General features: G+C 64.3%; 14 protein-coding genes. 13 read left to right on the top strand and 1 reads right to left on the bottom strand.

The features are described from left to right. The first annotated feature begins 49 nt into the window (after positions 1 to 49). The 5 genes from AC5LXX_RS08120 (at position 50) to AC5LXX_RS08140 (ending at position 5826) form a co-directional block, all read left to right on the top strand. Positions 50 to 1162, top strand: coding sequence for an agmatine deiminase family protein (locus AC5LXX_RS08120; RefSeq protein WP_493411070.1), 1113 nt, complete (start codon positions 50 to 52; stop codon positions 1160 to 1162). Between the two features lie 149 nt (positions 1163 to 1311). Next, positions 1312 to 2826, top strand: coding sequence for an agmatine deiminase family protein (locus AC5LXX_RS08125; RefSeq protein WP_493411071.1), 1515 nt, complete (start codon positions 1312 to 1314; stop codon positions 2824 to 2826). A 277-nt stretch (positions 2827 to 3103) separates the two neighbouring features. Further along, positions 3104 to 3796: an alpha/beta hydrolase gene (locus AC5LXX_RS08130; RefSeq protein ID WP_493411072.1), complete on the top strand. Its 693-nt coding sequence runs from the start codon at positions 3104 to 3106 to the stop codon at positions 3794 to 3796. 662 nt (positions 3797 to 4458) lie between these two features. Beyond that, entirely contained in the window at positions 4459 to 5043 is a 585-nt protein-coding gene (locus AC5LXX_RS08135; RefSeq protein WP_493411073.1) for a fimbrial protein, read from the top strand. Between the two features lie 171 nt (positions 5044 to 5214). Further along, positions 5215 to 5826 (top strand): fimbrial biogenesis chaperone, encoded by a 612-nt coding sequence (locus tag AC5LXX_RS08140; protein WP_493411074.1) that lies wholly within the window; start codon positions 5215 to 5217, stop codon positions 5824 to 5826. A gap of 67 nt (positions 5827 to 5893) precedes the next feature. Here the strand turns inward: AC5LXX_RS08140 and AC5LXX_RS08145 are convergent, their stop codons facing one another. After that, on the bottom strand, positions 5894 to 6163 hold the full coding sequence (locus AC5LXX_RS08145) for a hypothetical protein (protein WP_493411075.1): 270 nt from the start codon (positions 6161 to 6163) through the stop codon (positions 5894 to 5896). Here AC5LXX_RS08145 and AC5LXX_RS08150 point away from each other — a divergent pair. The 8 genes from AC5LXX_RS08150 (at position 6162) to AC5LXX_RS08185 (ending at position 26000) form a co-directional block, all read left to right on the top strand. Beyond that, the gene (locus tag AC5LXX_RS08150) at positions 6162 to 8660 is read left to right on the top strand and encodes a fimbria/pilus outer membrane usher protein (RefSeq protein ID WP_493409132.1); all 2499 of its coding nucleotides are present in this window, start codon (positions 6162 to 6164) and stop codon (positions 8658 to 8660) included. The genes AC5LXX_RS08145 and AC5LXX_RS08150 overlap by 2 nt on opposite strands. After that, the gene (locus tag AC5LXX_RS08155; protein ID WP_493409133.1) at positions 8623 to 9471 is read left to right on the top strand and encodes a fimbrial biogenesis chaperone; all 849 of its coding nucleotides are present in this window, start codon (positions 8623 to 8625) and stop codon (positions 9469 to 9471) included. The genes AC5LXX_RS08150 and AC5LXX_RS08155 overlap by 38 nt, the downstream gene beginning before the upstream one ends. 1 nt (position 9472) lies before the next feature. Continuing rightward, entirely contained in the window at positions 9473 to 12580 is a 3108-nt protein-coding gene (locus tag AC5LXX_RS08160) for a two-partner secretion domain-containing protein (RefSeq protein WP_493409134.1), read from the top strand. A 57-nt stretch (positions 12581 to 12637) separates the two neighbouring features. Then, complete coding sequence (locus tag AC5LXX_RS08165; protein WP_493409135.1) at positions 12638 to 13810, top strand: fimbrial protein; 1173 nt, start codon at positions 12638 to 12640, stop codon at positions 13808 to 13810. A gap of 183 nt (positions 13811 to 13993) precedes the next feature. After that, positions 13994 to 14809, top strand: a complete 816-nt coding sequence (locus AC5LXX_RS08170; RefSeq protein WP_034186939.1) for an ABC transporter substrate-binding protein — start codon at positions 13994 to 13996, stop codon at positions 14807 to 14809. Positions 14810 to 14903: 94 nt separating this feature from the next. Next, positions 14904 to 15626 carry an amino acid ABC transporter permease gene (locus AC5LXX_RS08175; RefSeq protein ID WP_493403076.1) on the top strand — a complete coding sequence of 241 codons (723 nt, stop codon included), beginning with the start codon at positions 14904 to 14906 and terminating at the stop codon, positions 15624 to 15626. A gap of 2 nt (positions 15627 to 15628) precedes the next feature. Then, the gene (locus tag AC5LXX_RS08180) at positions 15629 to 16354 is read left to right on the top strand and encodes an amino acid ABC transporter permease (RefSeq protein ID WP_493409136.1); all 726 of its coding nucleotides are present in this window, start codon (positions 15629 to 15631) and stop codon (positions 16352 to 16354) included. Positions 16355 to 16706: 352 nt separating this feature from the next. Next, positions 16707 to 26000, top strand: a complete 9294-nt coding sequence (locus tag AC5LXX_RS08185) for a hemagglutinin repeat-containing protein (protein ID WP_493409137.1) — start codon at positions 16707 to 16709, stop codon at positions 25998 to 26000. Positions 26001 to 26005: the final 5 nt, after the last annotated feature.

Raw genomic sequence — 26005 nt, forward strand, 5'->3', positions numbered from 1 at the left:
GACACACCACGAAACCATTGAAGTAACCGGCAAGCGAAAGAGGAATGCCATGACCACACGACGTCAACTGTTGAAACGCGGCCTGTCCGTCTCGGGCGCGGCGCTGGCCGCCAGCGCGATGGGCGGGTTGTTCGGCCGCGCCGCGCATGCGCAGCAGGGTGCCGCCTGGCACATGCCGGACGAAGGCGCACCGCACACGGCGACCTGGATGGCGTTCGGCCCGAGCGAGGACATCTGGGGTGCGCGCCTGTTGCCGGTGGTGCGCGAGAACCTCGCGGCCGTCGCGAAGGCAATTGCTGCGCACGAACCGCTGAAGATGCTGGTGCGGGAGCAGGACTACGCGATCGCATCGCGGCTGTGCGGTTCGTCGGTCGAGCTCGTCCAGCATCCGGTCGACGATCTGTGGATGCGCGACACGGGGCCCGTGTTCGTGAAGAGCGCGTCGGGCCAGCTCGGTGGCGTGAGCTTCAATTTCAACGGCTGGGGCAACAAGCAGGAACACGACCAGGACGCGGAAGTCGCGCCGTTCGTGGCCGAACGCGCCGGCGCGCGGCTGATCGACACGAAGCTCGTTCTGGAAGGCGGCGGCATCGAGGTGGACGGCGAAGGCACGGCGATCGTCACGCGCAGCTGCGTGCTCAATGCGAACCGCAATCCAGGCGTCAGCCAGGCGCAGTGCGAGGCCGAACTGAGCCGCCTGCTCGGGCTGAAGAAGATCATCTGGCTGCCCGGCATCGCGGGCAAGGACATCACCGACGGGCATACCGACTTCTACGCGCGTTTCACGAGCCCGGGCGTCGTGGTGGCCGGGCTCGACACCGATCCGTCGTCGTACGATCACGCGGTGACGCGGCAGCATCTGGAGATCCTGCGGAAATCCACCGACGCGAAGGAGCGCCCGTTGAAGGTCGTCGTGCTGCCGGGGCCGAAGACCGTCCGGCACATCTACGAGAACGCGGAGTTCGCGGCCGGCTACATCAACTTCTACGTGTGCAATCGCGCGGTGATCGCGCCGCAGTTCGGCGACAGCCGCGCCGACCGCAATACGCGCGACACGCTCGTCGACCTGTTTCCCGGCCGCGAAGTCATCCAGCTGAACATCGACGGCATCGCCGCGGGCGGCGGCGGCATCCACTGCACCACGCAACAGCAGCCGGCCTGAGAACGGCCGCGGGCCGGTTCGCGTGACCGGTCCGCATGCTGCTTCAAATTTCCAGTCTTTCCGAACGACTGAAAACAATGCGGAGTCCGTCCCGCGGGACGGAAGCCGGCGCGCGCCTGCGCGCCGTCCGCGCAATGGAGTTGAAATACATGACGAAGAAAGATACTCACGCGAGCCCGAACAAGCGCGAGCCGAACCTGCCGGATGCACGCCGACGCGGATTCATCCGCTGTTCGGCGGCATGGCTCGGCATGCCGCTGCTGGGCAGCCTGGCCGCGTGCGGTGGCGGCGACAGCGGCAGCGGCGTGTCCGACGCGGCTTCCGCGTCGCGCCCGACGCCGTCGGCACGGCAGGCCGTGTACCGGCTGCCGGCCGAAGATGCTCCGCACGCGTTGACCTACATGACCTTCGCGTCCGGCGCGGACGGCATCTGGGCACCCGTCACGTCGCAGAGCACGGACGCCGGCATCGACCGCGTGCGGGCCGACCTGATGGACGTCGCGAAGGCGATCGGCGCAACGGAACCGGTCAACATGCTGGTGTTGCCGGTCGATCTGGACGCGGCCCGTGTGCTCCTCGGGAACGCAAGCGTGGCGAATCCCGACCTGCATGCACGTTATGCGGCGCGCGCCGCAGGCACGGGCGGGATCACCCTCGTGCCGCTCGCCGACGGCTTCAACGATTTCTGGGTGCGCGACACGGGTTGCGTGTTCGTCAGGGATACGACGAACGGCGATGCGCTGAACGCGATCGGCTTCAACTTCAACGGCTGGGGCAACGCGAACACTGACGGCGCCGGCCAGAGTGCGGGAACGATTCCGCCGGCGCTCCTGGCCGCGAGCAACCGGTCGAAAGCGGGCAAGTTCTTCCAGGCGTTCAGCCAGGACAGCAGGGTGGCGGGCTGGATGGCGCAAACCAAAGGCGCGAACCTGATCCACAGCACATTGACGCTCGAAGGCGGCGCGATCGAATTCGACGGCGACGGGACGGCGATCCTCACCGAATCGTCGGTGCTGCACGTGAACCGCAATCCGCAGCTGTTCGACATCCCGAACGGCGTGATCGCCAATGCGACGCTGCGGCCGACGGCCCGCGATACCGTGCTGGCCGAACTGCAGCGCACGCTCGGGGTGCGGAAGATCATCTGGTTGCCGGGCACGGCGACGTTTCCGCGCGGCAGCGGCGTCGGTGGCGCGGGCGGTGCGTCGACGCCGGCCGGCGAAAGCGACATCACGAACGGCCACGTCGATTTCTACGCGCGCTTTCTCGCACCCGGCGTGGTCGCGTGCTGCTACGACGCGTCGAATTCGACCGGCGAACGCGCATTGACAGACGCCAACCGGCAACGCCTGGCCGGCCAGACCGATGCGAACGACCGGCCGCTGAAGATCGTCGAGCTCGTGCCGCCGGTCACCTACGGCACGTCGGCGGGCACTACGCTGAACGAGCGGCAGATGTCGCATTTCGCGGCCGGCTACATCAACTTCTATACGTGCAACGGCGCGATCGTCATGCCGAAGTTCAACGACGCGGCGGCCGACGCGGCCGCGGTCGCAGCGATCCAGCCGTATGCGGCGAACCGCGCGATCGTGCAGGTCGACATCCTCGGCATCGCGTCGGGCGGTGGCGGCATCCACTGTGCGACCCGGGAAGTGCCGGCGTGAGCGTGTCTCGTCATATCGATATTGAAATCGATTCGTTGTCCGTTTCAGGCGAATTCCTTAATCTGGGCCTGTAGTTCGTGTGACACCTCCTTGACTGGGATTCGCGCCCGCTGCTTGCAGCGGGCGTCTTTTTTGGTGCGCTGCATCTCACGCCGGCCCCGGCGGGGTTGGTGGCGCGCGTCTGCTCGCCTATGCTGGTTGCTGCATGTCCGCGCGCCGGTCCGGATCGGCTGGACCGGTGACGGTTCGATGACATGCCACGTCAAGGAGATTCACGATGAGCAAACCCGCGATCGTGCTCGTGCACGGCTTCTGGGGCGGCGCCGCGCACTGGGCAAAGGTAATCGTCGAACTCGCGCGCAAAGGCCACCTGTCGCTGCACGCGGTCGAGATACCGCTGACGTCGCTTGCCGACGACGCCGAGCGCACGCGCAAGATGGTGGCGCAGCAGGCCGGCCCCGTGTTGCTGGTCGGCCATTCGTACGGCGGTGCCGTGATCAGCGAGGCCGGCAACCTGCCGAATGTCGCGGGTCTTGTGTTCATCGCCGCGTTCGCGCCCGACGCGGGCGAAAGCCCCGGCGGGATCACGCAGGAACACCTGCCGGCGGCGGCGCCGAATCTCGCGCCCGACAGCGACGGCTATCTGTGGCTCAAGCCCGACAAGTTCCACGAGAGCTTCTGCCAGGATCTTTCGTCAGACGAAGCGCTCGTGATGGCCGTCACGCAGAAGGCGCCGCTGGCGAGCACGTTCGCGGACATCATCAGCACGCCTGCATGGCGTTCGAAACCGTCGTGGTATCAGATCTCAAGCGAGGACCGGATGATCGCGCCGGAGAACCAGCAGCGGATGTCGGCACGAATGGACGCGCGCAAGATCATCACGCTCGATGCCAGCCATGCGTCGCTTGCGTCGCAGCCGGTGGCGGTCGCCGCGCTGATCGACGAGGCCGCGACGGCGCTCGCCGGGTGACCGCGAGAGAGGGGCGCGGCGGCCATGCTGCGTCCCGGATCACATTCCCTTGATGAAATATCGAACCCGATCGCATCGGCGCCCGCCGTCGCGGCTCGTCGGGTACCGCAGCGGGACAGTTCTTCCGGTATTCGAAACGCGATGCAGATTCGAATGCCGGAAATTCGAATTTAAGTTGAAATTGATTGGACTTGTCCGATGCATGCACTGAATTTAGTGATGGTTTATTTGGAATTTTGTGATTTATTGATTGAATAATTGTTTTTTTGATGAATGATGCATCATCCGGTCGGCCTATGTGTTTCGATATAGGCGGAAGTGCCAAGGTCGAATGGATCGACTCTTTTCGTCTGCGCCCTGTGGTAGCGCAGATCCCGCCAGTACCGTCCGTGCTAGAAAGGCGGATGTCGCACGTCTCCCCCGCAGTCGCTTCGTTTTTCTCTGAATGAATATATCGGCATCATATTTCATACTTGTCTGATATCGCTGAATTTATCGAATCAATAGAATTGCCGGATCGTTGTTTTACAGTTAAAGATAGTTCGTCTTTTACGGAAAACACGATGCGATCCATGCTGCGGGCATGGAAAGGAATCCCGGTCGTTTGCATGCCGATCGGGGCGTTCCGTGAACAATCACCCATTTCCAGAGGAAATCCCAAGATGAAAATGAATCTGCTTCGGTGCTGCGTCGCAGCCGGCGTGGCGAGTGTTCCACTGGTGCCGTCGATGGCCCATGCATTCGACGGGGAAATCGACTTCTACGGCAGCATTTCCGATGTCACCTGCAACATCAACGGGGAAGCGCCGGGCGCGGGCAACAAGCTCGAAGTGCAACTCGGCGATCGCATCAGCCCGAGCACGTTCACCAAGATCGGTGCGACCTCGACGCCCGTCTCGTTCAGCCTGAAGATCGGCGGCAATCCGGGCTGCACCGACGGCACGAAGGTCGTGATCGATTTCGATCCCTACGCGACCAACATCAATCCGGTGACGGGCAATCTGAAACTCGTCGGCACCAAGCCGGCGGAAGGCGTCGAGATCCAGATCAGCGATGCCGGCAACGGCAAGAGCGGCAAGATCGTGCTCGGCAAGCCCCAGGAACTCGACAACGCGCAGGTCGCCGCCGTGGACAAGAACACGGCGACGCTCACGTACTCGGCGTCTTATGTGTCGACGGCCGAGACGGCTGCGATCAAGACCGGCACGGGCAATTCGTCCATCCGCTACACGCTCGCTTATTTCTGATCGCTGTCTTTCTTATTCCACGCCATGATTCATTCATTTCGCATTCCTAATTCGATTGTCGTGGCATGCGTCATCGCGTGGTCCGCCTGCGCCGCGCCGGCGCAGGCGGCACTCGTTCTGAACGGCACACGGGTGATTGTCCCGGAGCATGCGCGCGACGTCACCGTCCGAATGGAAAACGCCGGCGTTCAACCGGTACTCGCGCAAAGCTGGATCGACGACGGCCGCGCCAACGTGCCGCCGGAGCAGATGCAAACGCCGTTCGTCGTTGCACCGACGCTGGCGCGTGTGGAGGCGGGGAGAGGGGCGGTGTTGCGCATCACGCGCCTGCCGGCGACGTTACCGGGCGACCGCGAATCGGTGTTCTGGCTCAACGTGCTCGAAGTGCCTGCGGTGCAGGAGGGTGGCGACAACCAGTTGAGGCTCGGGCTTCGGACCCGCATCAAACTGTTCTATCGGCCTGCGGAGCTGGCGAACGACGTCGAGACGGCACCGGACCAGCTGGTATGGAAAGTGTCCGCCGGTACGGCCCGCAACGGCAAGCAGGGTATCGCGCTCGAAGTGTCCAACCCGACGCCCTATTACGTGTCGTTCGGCATGGTCGAAAGCGATGTCGGCGGCGCATTCGTGTCGGCCGGCGGCGGCATGGTCGCGCCGTTCGGCAGCGAGCGCTTCCCGTTGCCGGGTGTCACCACTCGGTCGCCGCGGCCGGCGGCCGTGCGCTTCATGGTCATCGACGACTACGGCGGTCGCAGCACGATAACAAGGAAATTGACCGACTGACCGGCTCGGTCGCGCAACACGTCTAGAGGCACTACCCGGCATGTCGAAATCGACGCCTGCTTTTACATCATCGGTTCGATATGCAAAACAACTGTATTGTGATGCGGAGTTCAGCAGGTTTCCATTCGTCGGTTGCGTCGTGCATTGCGCCAACATTCCCGTTGCGGCCCAGCCTGATCGCGATCGCAACGATATTCGCGCCGGTTGCGATAGCAGCAAGTGCGAGCGCCTGCGCGGACACGCTCGACGCGGTCGGTCGACACGACGCGAACGAGGCCGGAGCCGGCACCTCACCGGTCATACCCGCGACCGGCGAGACACGTTTCGACGATTCCATGCTGATGCATGGTCCCGACAGCGCACCGATCGACACGACACCGTTCGAACGCCCGAATGGTGTCGTGCCGGGTGTGCATCGCGTGGATATCATCGTCAACGGGCAATGGCGCGGTGTCGAGGAGATCACCTTCCGTCCCGACGCGAGCGGCGAGGTGCGGCCGTGCTATGACCGGGCGTTGATGCAGCGTGCCGGCTTCGATCTCGACCGAAGCGCACGCGGCCAGGACGGTGCCACAGCGCATGATCCGATGCCCGACGGCTTGGTGTGCGAGCCGCCGTCCCGTTACGTGCCGGCCGCCGAGTTCTCGTTCGATGCGTCGGAACAGAAGCTGTTCCTGACGGTGCCGCAGTTCTATATGCGGCTGGCGAGTCACAGTACCTATGTCGATCCGGCGAGCTGGACGAACGGCGTGCCGGCCGCGGTGCTGAACTACAACACGAGCGTGTTCACGACGCGCTCCAGCGGCTACGCATACTCGCAGTTCTATACGGGCCTGTCGATGGGGGCGAGCGTCGGCCGATTCCGGATTCGCCACAACGGCAACCTCACGTGGTCGCAACGCACCGGTGCGAACTACCAGCGCGGCTACATTTACGGGCAAACCGATTTGCCGCGCTGGCGCGCGCAGTTGCTCGCCGGAGAAAGCTCGACCAGCGGGGCACTGTTCGATGCCGTATCGTTTCGCGGCGTCGAGATCAGCAGCGACGACCGGATGCTGCCCGACGAGCAGCGCTACTACGCGCCGGTGGTGCGTGGCGTCGCCCAGTCGAACGCGAAGGTGTCGATCTACCAGCGCGGCTATCTCGTCCACGAGACGACGGTGGCCCCCGGCCCGTTCGCGATCGACAACCTGCAGGCAATGAGCTACGGCGGCGACCTGAACGTGACGGTGACCGAGGCCAACGGGGAGACGCGCAGTTTCGTGGTGCCGTTCGCGACGACAGTCCGGCTGCTACGGCCGGGAAGCACGCGCTTCAGTGCGATGGCCGGCCGCGCGATCGATCTCGGATCGGCCATCGGCACGCAGTACGTCGGGCAGTTGACCGTGCAGCGCGGCCTGAGCAATGCGCTGACGGCTTACGGCGGCATGGCGTTCGCGACCCGCTATCAGTCGATGCTGATGGGCGTGGCGCTCAATACCGCAATCGGCGGCTTCTCGGTGGACGTCACGGCCGCGCGGACGCAGCCGCCGGGCGGCGAGCACCTGACCGGCTCGAGTGTCCGCGTCACGTATAGCCGCAACCTGCCGAGCAGCGGGACGAACTTCTCGCTGCTCGCCTATCGATATTCGACGAAAGGCTATCTGGGGCTGCGCGATGCAATGCTGCTGAATGGCGGCCGCGATCAGGGCCTGTCGGCGTCGACGTTTCCGAGATTGCGAAACCGGTTCGACCTCAACGTCAGTCAGCAGGTCGGCCGGTCGGGCAGCATCAATGCGAACGGCTCGGCCATCAGCTACTGGGCGGGGGGCGGGCAAGCGCTCAGCTTCACGCTCGGCTACAGCACGCAGTGGCGCGATGCGACGTTGACGGCGTCGGTGCAGCGTACCCAGAACCTGTCCGGCCGGGAGCCGTCGTTTGCAGGCGCGGCGAACAGCACGCTGGCGAGCCTGAACGTGTCGATACCGCTCGGCCGCCATTCGCAGCGGGCACCGACCTTCAGTTCCCTTTTCACGCACGACAGCCGCACCGGCATGAGCGCCACGGCGAGCCTGGCCAGCCGCTTCGGTGAGCGCGGCGACGGATCATATTCGCTGTCGTCGAGCTACGACGGCAACAATCGGGCGTCGTCGGGCAGCTTCGGGGTCGGCTATCGGCTTCCGTCCATCTCCCTGACGGCGAACGTCGGTATCGGGCGCGACTATCAGCAGACGTCGGCAAGCGCGGCGGGCGGGCTGGTGCTGCATCCGGGCGGGTTGACACCTGGGCCCACGCTGAGCGAGACGATCGGTGTCGTCCACGCACCCGACGCGCGCGGCGCGCTGGTTGCCAACACGGGGGCACGCGTGAACCGGTTCGGTTATGCGGTCGTGTCGAGCCTCGTTCCGTATCAGCTCAACCGGGTCGACCTCGATCCGAAGGACGTCCCCGACGACGTCGAGCTGAAGACGGTGTCGCGCAACGTCGCGCCGCGTTCGGGCTCGATCGTCATGCTGTCGTACGACACGCTGAAGGCCCGTGCGTTGCTGATCGACGCCCGGACCGACGACGGACGGCCTTTGCCGTTCGCGGCGCGCGTGCTCGATGCGCGTACCGGCGCGCTGCTCGGCGCGGTCGGGCAGGGCAGTCGCGTGCTCGTACGTAGCACGACAGACGACGGGCAGATTCGCGTCGAATGGGGACCGCGGGCGGAGCAGCGCTGCGAGATCGACTACGCAGTGCCGGCGTCGCAGCGCGACGGCAGTGGCTACGTGACGCTGACCCGCGTGTGCCGTGCGCCGGTGACGATTCAGCCGGTTGCCGCAGCATCCGTCGGCCAGGCCAGGGGGCACTAGTCCGATGCGCCCGATGCGAGTGGAAGGTCGTTTCGATGAGCCAGCGGCTGGTTCGCCGTCGCGCCGCGCGCGTCGCGCATCCGGCGCGGCCCGGCTTGCCTGCATGGCGGCGGTGTCCTGCGTGGCGAGCATCCTCGCGATGACCTGCGAGGCCGCGCTGTCCGTCGTCGGTACCCGTTTCGTCTATCCCGGCGACGCGCGTTCGCTGTCGATTCTCGTCCGTAACGGCGGCAAGGCGCCGATCCTTGTCCAGGCGTGGCTCGATGACGGCGACGCGAACGCCGACCCGAGCCGCCTGCGCTTGCCGTTCATCGTCGCGCCGCCGCTTGCGCGGCTCGATCCGGCGCAGCCGGCGTCGATCCGCGTGCAGTCGATCGACGGCGGCCTCCCGCCGGATCGAGAGTCCTGCTTCTGGATCAACCTGCTTGAAGTGCCGCCTGCCGCGCCGGCGGGCGAGAACACGCTGCGCATCGCGTACCGGCTGCGAATGAAGGTGCTGTTTCGTCCGCGAGGCTTGCGCGGTGACCCGGACGACGCGCCGGGTCGGCTCGAATGGACGCACTCCCGCCAGGGCGATAACGGCTCGATCGTCATGACCAATCCCACGCCGTACTACGTGACGCTGACGCGCGTGCAGCTGCGCGGCAAGTCGGTTGCGCTGGCCGGCGGGTTCGTGGATGTCGCACCGTTCGGCCGGGCGGACATTTCGATCGGCACGGCGGCCGGCACGGGGTGGGAAGAGGTCGAGTTCGATTCCGTCGACGACAACGGTGCGCAACAGTCGCACCGCGCACGGCTGGAGTCGCGGTGACGTGCATCGCGCCGCGGCGCGATCGCGTTCCCATGTTTGCAGTACCCGTTCTGCCGAGGGCATCGGCAGCGTTTCAACTACAACAAGGAAAACGAAAATGAACCATGCATTCGCATTGGTATGGAACAGCGGGCAAGGCGTCTGGCAGGTGGCCGCCGAGCGCACGCGCCGGCGCGGCAAGTCGGCCATGCGCGCACGTGACGTCGCGCTGCTCGTGGTGCTGATCGCCGGCGGTGCGTTGACGCCGGCCCATGCGCTGCCGGCCGGCGAAAAGATCGTGTCCGGGCAGGCGGACATTCTCCGCTACGACGACGGGCGCCAGATGTCGATCAACCAGCACAGCGACAAATTGCTGACCGAATGGAAATCGTTCAACGTCGATGCGGGGCAGCGTGTCACGTTCCACCAGCCGTCGACGACGTCGATCGCGCTGAACCGGATCGTCGGACAGGACGGCAGTGTGATCCACGGCAGCATCGATGCAAACGGCAGGGTGTTTCTCGTCAATCCGAACGGGGTCCTGTTCGGCAAGGGCGCACAGGTCAACGTCGGCGGGCTGGTCGCGTCGACGCTGGACATTCGCAAGGACGATTTCGACGCAGGCCTCTACCGGTTTGCCGGTCAATCGCCGAACACCGTGCTGAACGACGGCAATCTCGTTGCCGGCGACCAAGGTTCGATCGCGCTGCTCGGCGCGCAGGTCGTGAACCATGGTGTCGTCCAGGCGCGGATGGGGACGGTCGCCCTTGGCGCGGGCAGCGACGTGACGCTGAATTTCGACGGCAGCAAGCTGCTGAGCGTGCAGATCGACAAGGGGATCGTCGATGCACTGGCGAGCAACGAACAATTGCTGAAGGCAGACGGCGGCCAGGTATTGATGAGCGCGAAGACCGCCGACACGGTGTTGCGCACGGTGGTCAACAACCAGGGCACCATCGAGGCCAAAACGCTCCGGAACACCGCGGGCCGGATTTCGCTGGACGGCCAGGATTCGGGCATCGTCAACGTCGCAGGCGTGCTGAATGCCAGTGCGGCGACACCGGGCAACGGCGGCACGATCGAGACGCGCGGCGCCGACGTGAAGGTCGCGCTCGGCGCGATGGTCGACACGCGTGCCGCGAACGGGCGCGGCGGCAGCTGGCGCATCGCGTCGTCCGGGCTGTCGGTCAAGGCCGGGGCGAACCAGCCGGGCACGATCGTCGCCGACACGCTATCGCGCAACCTCGCGACCACCGACGTCGAACTCGTGGCCGAACACGGTGCACTGTCGGTCAACGGGCCGGTGACGTGGGCGAGCGGTAACCGCCTGACGCTCGCGAGCCGGCAGGGCGATGTGGCGGTCAACGGCGCGCTGCGCGCAACCGGCGCGAACGCGCAAATCGCGATCGATGCGGGACAGCGCGCGCAGATCGCCGCACCGATCGCGCTGACCGGGGCGAATGCGTTGTTCACGCTCGATCACCGCGGCGGCCACACGCTTTCCAACGGCGCGACCGTGACACTGTCGGGCGCCGGTGCGGGTTTCCAGTCCAACGGCTATCGCTACAACGTGATCCAGACGCTCGCCCAGTTGCAGGCCATCGACGGGAACCTGGACGGGTTGTACGTGCTCGGCAACAACATTGCCGGCTCGTACTACGGCACTGCGTTCAAGGCAATCGGTGGCGGTGCGTCGTTTACCGGTGTGTTCGACGGTCTCGGCAACTCGATCAGCAACCTCGTCATTTCGAGCAGCGAGCCGTATGCGGGCTTGTTCGGCCGCAATGCGGGGACGCTCGCCAATCTCGACCTGAAGTCGTTGCGCGTCAGTGCGGCAGCGGGTGTCGGGCCGGCGGCCATTGGCGGGTTGGCCGGCGAGAACGTCGGGCGGATCTCGAACGTGACGGCGTCCGGCATGCAGGTGAATGCCGGCGCCAGTCGGACCAACACGCTCGGCGGTCTCGTCGGCATCAATCGCGGCACCGTCAGGCAATCGTCGTTCGCCGGGTACGTAGCGGGCAACGGGATGTCGTCCGCGGTCGGTGGCCTGGTCGGCGAGAACGTCCAGATCGGCCCGGATCAGCCTGCCGGCCAGGTGCTCGACAGCACGACGAATGCGAACGTCAGCGGCGGCGCGTCGAACCAGGCATCGATCGGCGGCCTGGTCGGCATCAACCGGGGCGGCGTGATCCGCGGGTCGACGAGCCTCGGTTCGACGTCGGGCTACAACCTCGCAAGCGTGAATGTCGGCGGGATCGCAGGGGCGAACCTGCGCGGTGAAATCGTCGGCAGCACGGCCTCGGGGCGCGTCATCGGCGGCTCCAGCGGCGGCACGGTCGGCGGCTTTGTCGGACTCAACACCGGCAAGATCGCCGATTCGGTGGCGAGCGGTGTGGTCGACGGTCGCTATGCATACGCGATCGGTGGTTTCGTCGGGACGAACGAGGGCATCGTGCGCGATGCCAAAGCGCTGGGTGCGGTGTCGAGTGCGTCGAGCGGTTCGACGGGCGGTTTCGTCGGCGTCAATGCGGGCGACAACGCGGAAATCGACATGGCCGAAGCGCACGGTGTCGTAACGGGCGGGCAGGGCGCCAACGGCGGCTTCGTGGGCAATCATGCCGGCGGCAGGATCATCCATGCGGTTGCGCGCGGCAGGACCTCGGGCGGCAACTACAGCAAGACCGGCGGGTTCGTCGGCCGCAATGCGGCCGAACTGATCGACGTCGATGCGAGCGGTAACGTGTCGGCCGGATCGTGGGCGTCCGCGGGCGGCTTCGCCGGCATCAACACGGAGTCCGGCACGATTTCGACAGCCTTCGCGACGGGCAACGTGCAGGGTAGTTCATACGGCACGGTAGGCGGGTTCGCCGGTGAAAACCTCGGCGAACTGACCGACGTGTCGGCATCGGGCGCGGTGAGTGCCGGCTACTACGCGACGCTTGGCGGTCTCGTCGGCATGAATGCGGGACAGGTGGAGCGCTCCGTCGCGAGCGGTCCGATCAAGCCGACGTCGGGTCAGACGTTTGGCGGTCTGGTCGGCGTCAATCGCGGCGTGTTCCGCCACAGCGGCACATCGGGTGACGCGGCGCTGCAGAAGATCGCGGGTATCAACACCGGCGTAATCGAGTAACGCGGCGGGCGGCAGGCGCTCGCGCGGGCGCCTGCCGCCGATTCGACGGGAGACAGCATGAAGAGGATTCAGTGGTGCACGCCCGCGTGGGCCGGGGCGGCAATGCGCCGATTGGCGATGGCCGGATGCCTGGTGCACGCATGTGGCGCGCTGGGGGCGCAAGGCGGGTCGATGGCGCTGGATTGTACGTTCAGCAACGTCGAAGCCTCGGCGTGGCGAATGGTGACGCCGTTGACGAGTGCGACGCCGGTCGGTTCGACGCTGTATCAGCGCACCATCTCGTTGTTCGTGTCGTTCAAATACGGCGGAAGCGCCGTGAAGCACGAACTCGTGAGTGCCGGACATTGGCGGGGCGGTGCCATCGTGTCGAACGGCATGGCGCGCACCAACGTGCCCGGCATCGGTTTCAAATGGGCGGGTGTTTCCGGCGAGGGTGTCGAATACGTGCTGCAGCAAAGCGTCAATCCGATGGCGGTCACCGTGCAAGAGGTCATCGACCCCGGCGGAGGCCCGTCCGACAAGGACACCCGGGTCGCCCGCTTCCGGCAGTATCTGGTACTCGACGCACCTGTCTCGGAGTTGCCGCCAGGCAAGCTGATCGTCAAGAACTTGCCGGGTAATCCGAGCGTTGCGCTGTATGCGATCGATATGCCGAAAGGCGACGCGTCGCTGGGTAGTGACGTGATGGTACCGCAGGCGACGATGCCGCCGAATCTGTGCAAGCAACAGAAGACTTATGTCGGCGTCGGGAACGTCTGCATCGGCACCGAGTGCGAGATCGCGGTGCCAAACCGCTGCGAGATCGAGTCGAACATGATCGTACCGGTGACGCTCGGCAATTTCTCGATCGACCGTTTCCGCGGCATGCACTCGACGTCCGCACCGGTCGATTTCAAGATCGCACTCAACCAGTGCGCGGCATCCGCGAAGCCGTCGATCAGCTTCCGCGACAAGGCCGCGCAGCCGAATGCGGACAACACGCTGCTGCAATTGAGTGCGCCGAAGGGGAAGGCGGTCGCACGCGGATTCAACATCGTGATGACGAACGGATTGACCGGCAAACGCATTGCATATGGCGAGCCCGGCACCGCCGTCGAATATCCGATGCGGCGTATCGGCGACATGGCGGAGATACCGTTGAGCGCCCAATACATCCGGACCGGCACCGACGACGAATTGCGACCGGGCAAGGCGGACGGCGGAGCGGAGTTTTCGTTTACGTTTCCGTGAAGTCGGCACGGCGGCCCGGCCTCATCACGAAACCCGCAGAGCAAAGCACCATTTGTTGGTTCGGATTCGCCGCACGCGCTGATACGTTAGCGGCTTCGCGACGGCACACCTCGTCGCGATGTTCTTCGAACCGGGCCGCCGCGCGATCCGCGGCGGCCTTCATAACAAATTCAGGTCGTGCTCATGAAATTCCACACTCTCGCTACGTGGCTCGTCGGGGCCGCGCTCATCACCGCAGGCACCGTCGCGCATGCGGACCGGCTCGACGACATCAAGAAGGCCGGCGTGCTGCGCGTCGCGACGTTCGACAGCAACCCGCCGTTCGGCTATGTCGATGCGAAGAACAACCACATCGTCGGCCTCGACGTCGACTACGCGAAGGCGCTCGCCGACAAGCTCGGCGTGAAGCTGCAACTGCAGCCGACCAATCCCGCGAACCGCATTCCGTTCCTGACGTCGGGCAAGGTCGACCTCGTGCTCGCGAACTTCACGATCACCGACGAGCGTGCGAAGCAGGTCGACTTCAGCATTCCGTACTTCTCGTCGGGCCAGCAGTTTCTCGCGAAGAAGGGCGTGCTGAAATCGGCCGACCAGCTGAACGGGCTGCGCGTCGGCGCAGACAAGGGTACGACCAACGAGATCACGCTGCGCGAGAAATTCCCGAAGGCGACGATCGTCGCGTACGACGACACGCCGTTCGCGTTCGCCGCGCTGCGCGCCGGCAACGTGCAGGCGATCACGCAGGACGGCCCGAAGCTGATCGGCCTGCTTGCGAACGTGCCCGACAAGCAGAACTACGAGATCCCGGCGTTCACGATCTCGAACGACTACATGGGCGTCGGCGTGCCGAAGGGCGAAACGCGCCTGCTCGGCTTCGTCAACGACACGCTGAAGGGCCTCGAAGCGAACGGCCGCGCCACGCAGATCTACGACGCATGGTTCGGGCCGACGACGAAGACGCCGCTCACGCGCATCTTCCGCATCGGCGACAAGACCTGACCTGTGCCGCACGCGCGCCGCGACCGGCCGGAACACCGGCTGCGCGGCGCTTTCCGTTTTCTTCCGATCGCGTGCTTCGCGCGCGCACCCCAGCATGCTCGGGTTGGCTCCCAAATATCTGTCCTGGCTCTGGCAGGGCTTCCTGCTGACACTCGGCCTCGCGGCCGCGGCGGCGATCGCCGCGACCGTCGGCGGACTGCTGCTTGCCGTCATGCGGCATGCGCGCGGCAGGGCACCGCGCGCGGCCGCCGCCGCGTACGTCGTCGCGTTCCGCAACACGCCGCTGCTCGTGCAGTTGCTGTTCTGGTATTTCGGCGTTGCGTCATTGCTGCCCGACACGTGGATCGCGTGGCTGAATGCGCGCCATGCCGTGAGCGCAGGCCCGGTCACGCTCGCGTGGCCGTCGTTCGAATTCGTCGCCGGCTGGGTCGGGTTGAGCGCATACACGGCCGCGTTCGTCGCCGAGGAGTGCGAGGCCGGCCTGCGCGGCGTGCGTCGCGCGCAGCATGACGCGGCGGCGGCGCTCGGCCTCACGCCGATGCAGTCGCTGCGCTACGTGGTGCTGCCGCAGGCCGTGCGGATCGCGCTGCCGCCGCTGTTCGGCCAGTACATGAATCTCGTGAAGAACTCGTCGCTCGCGATGGCGATCGGCGTTGCCGAACTGTCGTATGCATCGCGGCAGGTCGAGACCGAGACGTTCAAGACGTTCGCCGCATTCGGCGTCGCGACCTTGCTGTACGTCGCGGCGGTGGCCGCGATCGAGGCCGGTGCGTACGCGGCCACGCAATGGCGCGACCGGCTAGGAGCAGGGCGCTGACGATGGACCTTTCGCTGCTGTTCTCCAATCTGCCATATCTGCTCGTCGGTGCGTTCCCGGACGGCCCGCTCGGCGGCGCCGCGCTGTCGCTGGTGCTGGCGATTGCGTCCGCTGTCGCGTCGGCCGTGCTCGGCGTGGCGCTCGGTGTCGCGATGGCGCTCGCACGCGGGCCGGTGCGCGTGCTGCTGCTCGCGTTCATCGGCTTCTTCCGCGCGATTCCGGTGCTGATGCTGATCTTCTGGACGTATTTCCTGATGCCCGTGCTGCTGCACATGGATGTGCCGGGACTCGCGACGGTCGTCTGCGCGCTCGCGCTGATCGGCGGCGCGTATCTCGCGCATGCGGTGCACGCGGGCATCGTCGCGGCAGGTGACGGGCAATGGCAGGCCGGGCTGTCGCTCGGGCTCACGCACTGGCAGACGGTGCGCTACGTGCTGCTGCCGCAGGCGATCCGGATCATGACGCCGTCGTTCGTCAACCAGTGGGTCGCGCTCGTGAAGGACACGTCGCTCGCGTATATCGTCGGCGTGCCGGAACTGTCGTTCGTCGCGACGCAGGTGAACAACCGGCTGATGGTGTATCCGGCGCCGATCTTCCTGTTCGTCGCCGTGATCTACCTGGTGCTGTGCACGTCGCTCGACGGCGCGGCGCGCTGGCTGCTGACGCGGCGCCCGAGGGAGCGGAGCATTGAGGGCACGGCGGTCGAACGGATCAAATCCTTGCGATGATGTAACCCCCTGTATGCAGTTAAAAACGATCTGATTACGGGGCGCGTGCCGATTCGACCTCGCAATTCTGTCAGGGATTTTTTTGAGATGATGCGTGAGGTAAGATTCGCGCGGATTGCCATTAACAATACCGACGATATTAGTAGTCGACGGAATATGTCGTTATCCAAAATATCAAGATAGTCGGATTGGCGTGGCAGTAAGCGAGCGATATATCGAGTTGTTTCGTCCGTCGCATCTCTGCAACGATTGACACTCTTTGACGCTGCCTTGCCACGGTTTCAATTAGATTCCATGCGATGTTCGAGGTCGTGAGAGCAATTCGAACAAAAATCGCGAGTAGACCTGGGTTATGAACAAAAACCATTATCGGCTGGTGTTCAGCCGCGTGCACGGTATGTTGGTCGCAGTGGAAGAAACGGCCAGCTCAGCGGGGAAAGCAAGCGCAGGTGAAACGCGGCGTACCCTCGATCGCAGCGGTGTGCATGTAGTGACGCAGTTCGCGTTACGTTTTGCGGTATTTGCTGCGCTGATTGCCGCGGGCGCGATACCGATGTGGGTGCACGCACAAATCGTCGGAGCGGGGCCGAATGCACCATCGGTAATCCAGACGCCCAACGGCCTGCCGCAAGTGAATATCAACAAGCCGGGCGGCGCGGGCGTTTCGCTGAACACCTACAACCAGTTCGACGTGTCGCATGCTGGCGCGATCCTGAACAACTCGCCGACGATCGTCAACACGCAGCAGGCCGGCTATATCAACGGCAACCCGAACCTGAGTGCGGGGCAAGCGGCGCGCATCATCGTCAACCAGGTCAACAGCACCGCGGCCAGTCAGATCAAGGGGTATGTGGAGATCGCGGGCAGCCGCGCGGAGATCGTGCTGGCCAACCCCGCCGGTATCGTCGTGGACGGTGGCGGGTTCATCAATACCTCGCGGGCGGTCCTGACAACGGGCGTGCCGCAGTTTGGCGCGGACGGATCGCTGACGGGCTTCAATGTCAATCGTGGCCTTGTAACCGTGCAAGGTGCGGGCCTCGATACTTCGAGTGTCGATCAGACTGACATCATCGCTCGCGCTGTACAGGCTAATGCCGCGATCTATGCGAAGAATCTTAATGTAATCGCCGGTACGAATCAGGTTAATCACGACACGCTTGTCGCGACGAAGATCGCCGGTGACGGTCCTGCGCCCGCTGTCGCGATCGACGTGGCTCAGTTGGGTGGCATGTATGCCAACAGGGTGTTTTTGGTTGGCAACTCCGCAGGCGTGGGTGTCGCGAACGCCGGGACGATCGCGGCGCAGGCAGGCGATCTGACGTTGCAGTCGGACGGCCGGCTCGTGCTCACGGGCAAGACGACCGCGAGCGGTAACCTCGCGCTGTCGGCCTCCGGCGGTATCCAGAACAGCGGCACGACGTATGCGCAGCAATCGCTGTCGGCCAGCACAAGCGCCGATCTTACGAACACCGGCACGCTCGCAGCGCAGCAAAATACAACGGTCAACGCTGGCAGCGTCAACTCGACCGGCACGCTCGGCGCTGGCGTGAACAACGACGGTTCCGTCACGCACAGCGGCGACCTGAACCTGACGGCGTCGGGCCAGCTCACCGCAACCGGCCAGAATGTGGCGGGCAGCAATGCATCGCTGACGGGCGGCAGCATGAGTCTCGCCGGCAGCCAGACAGCGGCGAACGGCAATTTGTCGCTGAACGCGACAGCCGGCGATGTGAACCTGTCGAACGCGACGACGAGTGCGCAAGGCGCGATCCTGGCGAATGCGTCGGGCACCGTGATCAACGATCACGGCAGTCTGTTGAGCGGCGGCAGCACGACGCTGACCGGTGGTGCGCTCTCGAACCAGAGCGGCAAGGTTTCATCGCAGGGGCCGCTGTCGGTCAACGTCGCCGGCCAGATCGCCAACCAGTCCGGGGAACTGATCTCCGAAAGCGCGGCTGACGTGCGTGGCGGCACCATCGCGAACAACCAGGGCACCCTTCAAAGCGCGGCCGGCATGACGGTGGCCGGTGCGTCGCTGGACAATACGGCGGGTCGGATCACGTCGCTCAACGGCGACGGCCTGTCGGTGACGACGAGTGGCCAGTTGACCAATGCGGTGGGTACCACCGCGAATGGCGCGCAAGGCGGTGTTATCGGCGGCAACGGCGATGTTTCGGTCCGCGGCGCAAACGTTGTCAATCGCGGCGCGATCACATCCAACACGAATCTGCGGGTATCGGGCCAGTCGGTCGACAACGGCAGCGGCACGCTGCAGGCTGCGCAAAACGTCGCAGTCGATGCGGGCGCGCGCCTGACCAACAACGGCGGCTCCATCGTCGGCCAGACGGCAATGGTCAGTGGAACAACGCTCGATAACAGCGCGGGCACCGTGCAGGCGGGCCAGGTGTCGTTGAACGCGACCGACCTCGTGAACCACGGCGGCACGATCACGCAGACCGGTGCCGGCGCGATGAGCGTGAACGTGTCGGGCACGCTCGATAACTCGAATGGCGGCACGCTGCAAAGCAACAGTACCGACTTGACGCTCGCGCCGGCGTCGATCGTCAACGATGGCGGCACGATCACGCATGCCGGCAACGGCACACTGACGCTTGGCGGCGGTACAGGCTCTGTGTCGAACGTGGGCGGTTCGATCGCGAGCAACGGGCGTGTCGTCGCGCAAGCCGGCGTGCTGAACAACACGTCGGGCGCGATCAACGCGCAGAACGGACTGACGGCAACCGTTGGCGGCACGCTGAACAACGCAAACGGCAAGCTGCTTTCGAACACGGACGTAAGAATCACCAGCGGTACGCTCGCGAACGACAGCGGCCAGATCGGTGCCAGCACGAACGCGACGATCCACACAGGCTCGATGACGAACCAGGGCGGTTCGATCGTTGCGCCGAACCTGTCGGTCATCGCCGATTCGACGCTGGACAACAGCGGTGGCAAGCTCGAGGCCAATCAGCTTGCGCTGACGGCCGCCAACCTCGTGAACCACGGCGGCACCATCACGCAGTACGGTTCGTCGGCGATGGGCATGAACGTCAGCGGCACGCTCGATAACTCGGCCGCCGGCGTGATCCAGACGAACGCCACGGATTTGACGCTCGAGCCGGCCGAGCTGAATAACGCGGGCGGCACCATCACGCATGCCGGCACTGGCACGCTGACAATCGCGCCGGGCAATGGATCGAGCGCGCTGAACAATGCGTCGGGCACCATCGTGACGAAGGGACAGGCCATCGTCAACGCGGCCGCCTGGAACAACGCGAGCGGTATCCTCGCCGCGCAGCGCGGGATCAACGCCACGATTGCGGGTGACGTGAGCAACGCGCAGGGCCTGCTGCGATCGGACGCGTCGCTGTCGTTGAAGAACGGCGGCGCTCTGTCAAACCGAGACGGCCACATCCAGGCGGGGCAATCGGTCGCGGGCGACACCAGCACGCTCGCCATTCAATCGGCCTTGATCGACAACGCGGACGGCGCCATTGTCGACCTCGGTGCCGGCAAGATGACGGTGCTAGGCGGTAGCCAGATCGCCAACAGCCACGCCGGCGGCGTAGCGGGCATGGGTGCGATTACCGGCAACGGCGATGTGACGGTCAGCGCGGCGGCGATCAGCAACACGCAGGGCGGTCAGCTCAGCGGCGCATCGCTGCATGTTCAAGGCAACACCTTGGACAACAGCGGCGGCACGATCGGCAATATCACGAATTCGAACGGCGACGTGGACGTCACGACGACCAGCGCGATCACGAATACGAACGGCCAGATCAGCTCGACGCACGACTTGTCGGTCGCGGCGGCCACGCTGCAGGGTGGCGGCACATACAGCGCAGCGCATGATGCGAACGTGAACCTGCAGGGCGATTACACGGCGGCATCCGATACGCAGTTCAACGTTGGTCACGATCTTGCCTTCACGCTGCCCGGCACCTTCACGAACAACGCGAACCTGCAGTCGGTCAACAACCTGAGCGTCAACGCGGGCAACATCGTCAACGTGGGTGCCTTGACTGCCGGCGGCTTGCTGCACACGCAATCGACCAACCTGATCAATACCGGCGCGCTCGTCGGTGCCAGTGCCTCGCTCAATGCGACGAACACGATCTCGAACCTCGGGCCGACCGCGCTGATTGGTGGTTCAGACAGCAACGGCACGCTCGAAATCCTCGCGCACGACATCGAGAACCGCGATGACACGACCGCGACCGATTCGATGGCGACGACCGCCATCTTCGGCATGGGCAAGGTCGTGCTGGCTGGCGGCAAGGATGCCAGCGGCAATTACACGAACGCCGCGCTGGTCAACAACGTGTCCGCGCTGATTCAGTCCGCAGGCGATATGGAACTGCATGCGGACAAGGTGACGAGCACGCGCCGCGTGATGAAGACCTCGACGAGCTCGATCGATCCATCGCTGCTCGGCCAGTTCGGTATTCCGATCAGCGGCCGCACGGGTCAAGTCGGCGTGAAGGATCCGGACAGCATCGGGGGTGTCTACACCGAGCCGCCTCACGGTGGTCAGTGGAACAGCACGTATCAGTTCACGACCTACTATGCTGACAGCGCGACGGCGACGACCGTGACGGACATCAGCCCGGCCGCGCAGATCGTGTCGGGCGGCAAGATCGATGCGTCATCGGTCGGCACGCTGCAAAACTACTGGAGCAACATCGCCGCAGTCGGCGACGTCAAGATGCCGGGGCACTACGACGCCGACGGCTGGGCGGCGTCCGGCCAGAAACTGCCGGGCGTGACGGTCTCGTACTCGGGGCAGTATCACTACAACAACTACGACAATAGCGAACACGACTGGCAACTGCCGTTCGGTAACGCGCCGTTCGTGACGGGGCGCCCGGGCGGCTATACGCAGGCGGCGCCGGCATCGATCAAGGATTACACGCTGCCGGGCTACTTTTCGACGCTGAGTTCCAACGGCACGATTTCGGGAACGGGCGTCAGCGTCAGCAACACGGCGGGCAACGCATCGATTCCGTCGCTCGGCTTGCTGCCGGGGCAGTCGGTGCCGGGCCTCACGCCCACCAATCTGAGCGGTAACGCGAGCGGCGCGAAATCGGGTGCGTCGTCGGTGCACGGCGGTCCGTCGGCGCCGGTCGATCCGATCATCGCCAGCGCGACGGCGCTGAACGTCCTGAACAACCTCACGATTCCGCAGGGCGGGCTGTACCGGCCGACGACCGCGCCGAATGCGAGCTACGTGATCGAAACGAATCCGGCGTTCACGAACCAGAAGAATTTCATTTCCAGCGACTACTTCTTCGGTCAGCTCGGCGTCGACCTCACGCATATCCCGAAGCGGCTCGGCGACGGTTTCTACGAGCAGCAACTCGTGCGCAACGAAGTCACGGCGCTGACCGGCAAGGCCGTGCTCGGGCCGTACGCAGACCTGCAGACCATGTATCAATCGTTGATGGCGGCCGGCGCGGATCTGTCGAAGTCGCTCGATCTGCCGATGGGCGCGAGCCTGTCGGCCGAGCAGGTGTCGAAGCTGACCAGCAACGTGATCATGATGGAAACGCGCGTGGTGGACGGCCAGTCGGTGCTGGTGCCGGTCGTGTATCTCGCGCAGGCGAACCAGCAGAATGTCAACGGCCCACTGATCAGCGCGACAAACATCGATTTCCAGAACGCGCAGTCATTCACGAACAGCGGCACGATCAAGGCGGACGACACGCTGGCCATCCAGGGCAAGCAGATCGACAATGCGTTCGGCGCGCTGCAAAGCGGCGGGCTGATGGCGCTGAAGACCGAGAACAACATCGACCTGACGTCGGCGAACGTGAAGGCGGGCAGTTTGCAACTGGACGCCGGCAAGGACCTGATTCTCGATACGGCGACGAAGACGAACACACGAGTGAGCCGCGACGGTGCGACGAGCGTGGTGACGACGCTCGGGCCGACCGCCAAACTGGATGTCGCGGGCAATGCATCGATCGTCACCGGCGGCAACTTCCAGCAGAACGCGGGCAACTTGTCGGTCGGCGGCAACCTCGGGATGAACGTCGGCGGCAACTGGGATCTCGGTGCGGCGCAGACTGGCGAGCACAAGATCGTGCAGCGCGCGAACGGCGTGTCGAATACCGATATCAACAAGGTCACCGGTAGCTCGGTGACGGTAGGTGGACAATCGAATGTCGTCGTGGGTGGTGATCTGACGGCAAAGGGCGCGCAGATCGACCTCGGCCAGGGCGGGACACTCGCTGCCAAGGGCAACGTGACGCTCGGTGCGGCGAGCACGACATCGACGGTGAACAGCAACAGTTCGGGCAGCGACAGTCACGGCAGCTACGCGGAGACACTGCACACGTCCGATCAGGCGCTCACAGGCACGACGCTCAAGGGCGGCGATACGGTGAATATCGTGTCGGGCAAGGACATTACGTTGTCCGGCAGCACGATCGGCCTCGACAAGGGCAACGCGAACCTGCTGGCGGCCGGCGATGTGAATGTCGGCGCGGCAACCGAGACGCATGAGCTGAACTCGCACGAAACGCACAGCCACAGCAATGTGGTGAGTGGGTCGAAGGTTGCGAGCGGGATCGATCAGACTGCGACCTACAGCCAGGGCAGCACGATTTCGGCGGATGGCGTGACGGTCACGAGCGGCCGGGACATCAACGTGACGGGCAGCAATATCGTCGGTACAAACGATGTGTCGCTGTCTGCCGCGCGGGACGTGAACATCAAGACCTCGCAGGACACGATCCAATCGTCGACCTATTTCGACAAGAAGGAAACCGGTCTGATGTCGAACGGCGGCCTGTCGGTATCCGTCGGCTCGCGTTCGAACTCCGACAAGCAGCAGTCTTCATCGGTCACGAACAACGGCAGTGCGATCGGTGCACTGAACGGCAACCTGACCGTGAGTGCGGGTAACGATCTGCACGCGACCGGAAGCATCCTGCATGCGGGCAACGACGTGAATTTGGCCGGCAAGACGGTCAAGATCGATGCCGCGACGGATACATCCAGCTTCGCGGAGCAACAGCAGTTCCGTCAGGCCGGCGTGACGGTGGGGGTGACGAATCCGGTCGTGGCGGCGGTGCAGACCGGTCGGCAGATGACGAACGCGGCACAGAGCGTAGGCGGCGATCCGCGCTTGATTGCACTGGCAGCGGCTACGACGGGGCTCGCGGCGAAGAATACGTATGACTCGCTGAAGCAGATGGGCGGTGATCCGCTGAAGGCAGCCACGAGCGTCGGGGTCAACGTATCGGTCGGGGCAAGCAAAAGCGACAGTCAAATGCAGGCTCAGTCGAGCACCGCGGTGGGAAGTACCGTCTCGGCTGGCCGCAATGTGACGATCTCGGCGGCGGGTGCCGGCAAGGACAGCAATATCGACGTGATCGGCAGCACGATCTCGGCAGGTAACAACGCGAAGTTGGCGGCCGAAGGCAACGTGAATCTGCAGGCTGCGGAAAACACCAGCAGCCAGCACAGTACGAATAGCGGATCGAGTGCCTCGGTCGGGGTGTCGTTCACTGTCGGTGCAAAGACCGGTGTCGCGCTCACGGCGGGTGTCGCCGGCAATCGTGGCAACGCGGACGGCGATTCGTCGACATGGACGAACACGCATGTGACCGCCGGCAACCAGCTCGCGATCCAGTCAGGCGGCGATACGAATCTGAAGGGTGCAGTCGCGTCGGGCAAGCAGGTGGTCGCCGATGTCGGCGGCAGCCTGAACATCGAGAGCCTGCAAGACAAGGACGATTACGGCTCGAAACAACAGAATGCAGGCGTTTCGGTGAGTGTTTGTCCGCCGCCGTGCGTGTCGAGCGTGGCGGGCAGTGTCGGCCAGACGAAGATGAACAGCGATTACGCGAGCGTGATCGAGCAATCGGGCATCAGGGCGGGCGATGGCGGCTTCCAGGTCGACGTGAAGGGCAATACCGATCTGAAAGGTGGTGTGATCGCGAGCAGCGACAAGGCCGTGCAGGAGAACCTGAACAAACTGATGACCGGCACCCTCACCCATAGCGACATCGAGAACCACGCATCGTACGACGCCTCGTCGGTCGGACTGTCGGGCGGCTATGGCGGCACCATCGGCAAGGATCAGAAAGGCACGGCGGATAACGTGAATCCGGTGCCGGGGACGTCGCTGCCAAAGGGCGATGGCGGATTCCAGATAGCGCCGCCGGTAGCGTTGAGCGCGTCGGGTGATGCAAATTCGACGACGAAGAGCAGTATCAGCGGTGGCACCATCACGATCACCGACGGGGCGAAACAGGAGCAATTGACGGGGCAGACGGCGGCCGAAGCGGTTGCCAGCCTCAATCGCGATACGTCGGACACCGGCGGTGCGCTCGCCCCGATCTTTGACAAGGACAAGATTCAGGCCGGCTTCGACATTACGAGCCAGTTCATCAACCAGGCGGGAACATTCGTCGCGAATCGCGCGGCCGAAGCGGATGCGGCAAAGGCCGCTGCGAACAACCCGAATCTGACGCCGGAACAACGGGCAGCCGCCCAAAAGCGTGCCGATGAACTGAACGCCAACTGGGGACCGAGCGGCACGTATCGTCAGGTGCTTACGGCCCTGTCGGTGGCCGCAGGCGGCAATGTGACAGGTGGCCTGGGCCAATTCGCGCAGAACGCCACGGTGGCCTATTTGCAAGAGCTCGGTGCGAATCAGGTAAAGCAGATTGCCGACAACCTCGGCAGCGAAGAAGCGCGTGCAGCACTTCATGCGATTGTCGGGTGTGCCGGCGCGGCCGCCGGCAGCCAGAGTTGCGGTGCGGGCGCAATCGGCGCGGCGACCAGCTCCGTGCTCGGCAGTCTGCTCGCGCCGTCGACGAACTTGTCGGCATCGGAGCGCGAAGCGCGTGACAATCTGGTGGCCAGCCTGGTTGCCGGCGTCGCGGCCGTGTCGGGCCAGAATGTAGCCACGGCGACCGGTGCTGGCAAAATCGAGGTGGAGAACAATCAGATTTCACCGATGGCGCCGGTTCCAGGCTGGCTCGCTGGATTCAAGCTGCCGGGGTATAAGGGTGAGACAACAGGCAAGGGCGATGGTGTGATTGCTGATCCGGCAACGGAGCTGGATCCGAGTATCAAACCGGGTTCGTTGATTTCGCCGTTGCCTGATGCCAAGAAGATCAGTGACTGGATCACGGAAATCATTCCGGATCAGGCGAAGGGGCTCGTTGACTATGTCCTTCACTCGAATGGATCATCGTCATCCGGTAAGGAAGGATTGAATTTTGACACGAAAGTTGAAGCCAAGGATGGCGGTTATGTAGATGTCGAGTTATCCGCCAGACAGAAGTTTGATAAAAATGGCTCTGTTGTTGACAGCAAGTTTGCGCAAAGTGATCTGATTGGTCGTTACTCTCCAGATGGGAATTTTCACATAGACTGGTATGGGACTACGGTGTCTGGGCGAGGTGTTGGAACAGATATGATTTCCAAGGCGATAGAATCCGTTGGGGCAGACAAGGTGAAAACTGTGTCTGCTCAGTTGGGTAATGCAAACCGTGATGCTTACAATTCGGCGACCTCTTCTGGGATTTCGCCGGTTCAAGCAGTTTGGGCTACTCCGCTAGGGAAATCGATGAGCTCTCTCGGATTTAAAGGTGTTGAGGTCAATGGGTATAACGTTAAATTCTATCGGTAGATGAT

The organism is Burkholderia torrens, assembly GCF_984668525.1.

Coding starts and splice junctions, on each gene's coding strand:
- AC5LXX_RS08120 (WP_493411070.1), top strand. CDS start 50: ATGACCACACGACGTCAACTGTTGAAACGCGGCCTGTCCGTCTCGGGC.
- AC5LXX_RS08125 (WP_493411071.1), top strand. CDS start 1,312: ATGACGAAGAAAGATACTCACGCGAGCCCGAACAAGCGCGAGCCGAAC.
- AC5LXX_RS08130 (WP_493411072.1), top strand. CDS start 3,104: ATGAGCAAACCCGCGATCGTGCTCGTGCACGGCTTCTGGGGCGGCGCC.
- AC5LXX_RS08135 (WP_493411073.1), top strand. CDS start 4,459: ATGAAAATGAATCTGCTTCGGTGCTGCGTCGCAGCCGGCGTGGCGAGT.
- AC5LXX_RS08140 (WP_493411074.1), top strand. CDS start 5,215: ATGGAAAACGCCGGCGTTCAACCGGTACTCGCGCAAAGCTGGATCGAC.
- AC5LXX_RS08150 (WP_493409132.1), top strand. CDS start 6,162: ATGCTGATGCATGGTCCCGACAGCGCACCGATCGACACGACACCGTTC.
- AC5LXX_RS08145 (WP_493411075.1), bottom strand. CDS start 6,163: ATGGAATCGTCGAAACGTGTCTCGCCGGTCGCGGGTATGACCGGTGAG.
- AC5LXX_RS08165 (WP_493409135.1), top strand. CDS start 12,638: ATGAAGAGGATTCAGTGGTGCACGCCCGCGTGGGCCGGGGCGGCAATG.
- AC5LXX_RS08170 (WP_034186939.1), top strand. CDS start 13,994: ATGAAATTCCACACTCTCGCTACGTGGCTCGTCGGGGCCGCGCTCATC.
- AC5LXX_RS08175 (WP_493403076.1), top strand. CDS start 14,904: ATGCTCGGGTTGGCTCCCAAATATCTGTCCTGGCTCTGGCAGGGCTTC.
- AC5LXX_RS08180 (WP_493409136.1), top strand. CDS start 15,629: ATGGACCTTTCGCTGCTGTTCTCCAATCTGCCATATCTGCTCGTCGGT.
- AC5LXX_RS08185 (WP_493409137.1), top strand. CDS start 16,707: ATGAACAAAAACCATTATCGGCTGGTGTTCAGCCGCGTGCACGGTATG.